The organism is uncultured Phenylobacterium sp. (genome assembly GCF_902826855.1).
GTDB lineage: Bacteria > Pseudomonadota > Alphaproteobacteria > Caulobacterales > Caulobacteraceae > Phenylobacterium.
On sequence record NZ_CADEGK010000356.1, the window covers coordinates 1 to 2251 of the forward strand.

The 2251-nt window shown below is 70.4% G+C and carries 2 protein-coding genes; both read right to left on the minus strand.

The window, feature by feature from the left end:
* A partial coding sequence (locus tag QZV94_RS24690) for a portal protein (protein ID WP_293683069.1) occupies positions 1-1767 on the minus strand: 1767 nt, incomplete at its 3' end.
* A 246-nt stretch (positions 1768-2013) separates the two neighbouring features.
* On the minus strand, positions 2014-2251 hold a 238-nt coding region (locus QZV94_RS24695), incomplete at its 5' end, for a hypothetical protein (RefSeq protein WP_293683071.1).

Here is a 2251-nt window from a genome sequence, read left to right on the forward strand (position 1 = left end):
CGAAAGCGCCTGGGCCAGTTGCCCCAGCTGCGCCTGGGCCTGCGCCACTTCGGGCGCCGCGCCCTTCGCCGCCGGCGGAACCAGCGCCGCCAGCCGGCTGGCGATCTCGTCCGCCCCCGGCCAGTCCAGGTTCCGCGCCAGCAGGTCGCCGATCACCGGCGCCGAGGCCGGATAGGCGCGGATCAGCTCGATCATCTGCGTCGCCGCCTCCTCGCGGCGGCTGGTGAACGAGGGCCCCGAGCGCACCGTCAGATCGTATCGCCCGGCTCCCAGGTCGAAGATCCGTCCCACCGCCTTCAGCTGCTCGCCGCCCTGTCCGGCCGCCTGGCCGGCGGGCCCGACGCCGACGCTCTTCGCGGCCCCATCCGGCCCCAAAACCCGCACCACGCGGCTGGTCGCATAGACCTTCGGGATCAGGTCCAGCAGGATCCGCCCTGCATGCCGGATCGCGCGGCTGAGGTTGTCGATGTAGTGGAAGGTGGAGACGTCCCCCTCCCGCTGCCGCGCCATGATCGCGCGCCCGGAGGTTTCGTTCGACCGCGCCCCCAGGCTCGCGTCATAGAGGCCCATGATCGCCTTCATGTCGTCGCTGGCGTTCAGCGCCTCCTGCAGCGCGCCTGCCGGCACGCCCGCGAACCCCTGCCGCATCGGCGGCTCGGGCCCGTCATATTCGATGTAGGCGTGGCTCTGCACGTTGGCCGTCGCCCACTTGGCCGCGTCCGTCTCGAACGCCCCCGTGCGCCCGATGAACGGCGCCTTGGGCGCCAGCGCCACCAGCTCCGTCGAGGTCGTGCGCCAGTAGTTGAACATCCTCTGCGGGTCCTTGGCGTCGCGCACCAGGCTGCGGAGCCGTCGCCGCCCGTCCACCATCAGCTCCTCGCCCCAGACCGGCACGATCGGGATGAACCGTCCGGCCCAGTCCACCGTCTCCAGCACCGCGGCGCCGCTCAGGATCCGCTGGGTCACCTTGTGGCTCGCCGCCTGCCGGGGCCGCCCGACCACCGTCACCCCCAGGGCGTCGAAGATCGCCTTCTGCGCCCTGTAGACCGCCTCCTCGACCATCCGCCCGTCGCTGAGCGCCAGGATCGTCCGCGTGACCCGCTCGCGCCGCCAGCACTCGGCCACGCGCACGCGCTCCCCACTCTCCAGGCCGCCCACGGCGCCCAACTCGTCCGAGGCCCAGTCGACCGCCTCCGCCCCCTTCCAGCGCGCCTCGAAGGCCGCGCGCGGCAGGCTGTCGACCACGAAGGCGGTGCTCCAGTCGGAGGAATCCGCGGCCGTCCCCTCCGGGTCGCCGTACACCGTGAACGGGTTGGCCACCCGCTCGATGGCGATGTCCTGGTCGAAGCCATCGTCGGCGGAATAGCGGGTGTTGATCCGGAAGTAGCCGAAGCCGCCGGTCACCGCGAAGTCCAGCGCCGTGTCGTAGGCGACCTCGGCGTCCGAGCTCTGCTCGATGTGCCGGATCAGCCCGTTGAACACCTCCGCCGTCTCCGGATCGGACGCGTCGTCCACCGGATGCACCGCGATCGCGGGCTTGTTCTGCCGCGCGTCGTTGACCACCTGGCGGATGAACGCCGGCAGCCGGTTTATGGTCAGCACCGGGCGGCCCTCCAGGTCGCGCGCGCGGCGCACCGCGTCCGGCCACTGCTCGCCCAGGCGCGCGAACCGGATGTCGTCCAGCGCCTCGCGCCGGTTCTCGGCCTCGGCGTCGGCGGCCAGCCGGAACGCCTCGCGGGCCTCGGAGAGGATATCATCGTCGGACAAGGCGTGGCCCCATGGCTGAAGGCCCGCGCGAGCGAGCCCGGCGGGTGAAAGCGGCCCAGCCCCTCCCGGGACGGCGGGCCGAAAATGGCTTGGAAGCGAAGGACGTTGGGAGGCTCAGTCCGCCGCGGCGGGCGCACTCATCAACGCTGACAGAAACCTACCAAAAACGCGCGAGAGTGTCAAGAACACAATACGAACATTCGATTGATGCCGTCACCGACCGACCGATGGCCAGCTCGCGCCAGATCAATAGGCGCGGAAGTGATCTAAGCCGAGCATCACTAGGAGGTCCGCGATGGTCTCGGCCCGTTCCACCTGAAGGAGGCGATCCTCCACGGATTCACCTCCAAGGGTCACGTCGTCGGGATAGGCTTCGGTAGCCCGTCGAACCAGCGCCTTGACCTCGCTGAGGGTCAGCGGGCCCATCGCCTCGAGGTCATCCTCAATCCGCGACACACCGGCGAGAAAGCAGGCCAAACCGAGC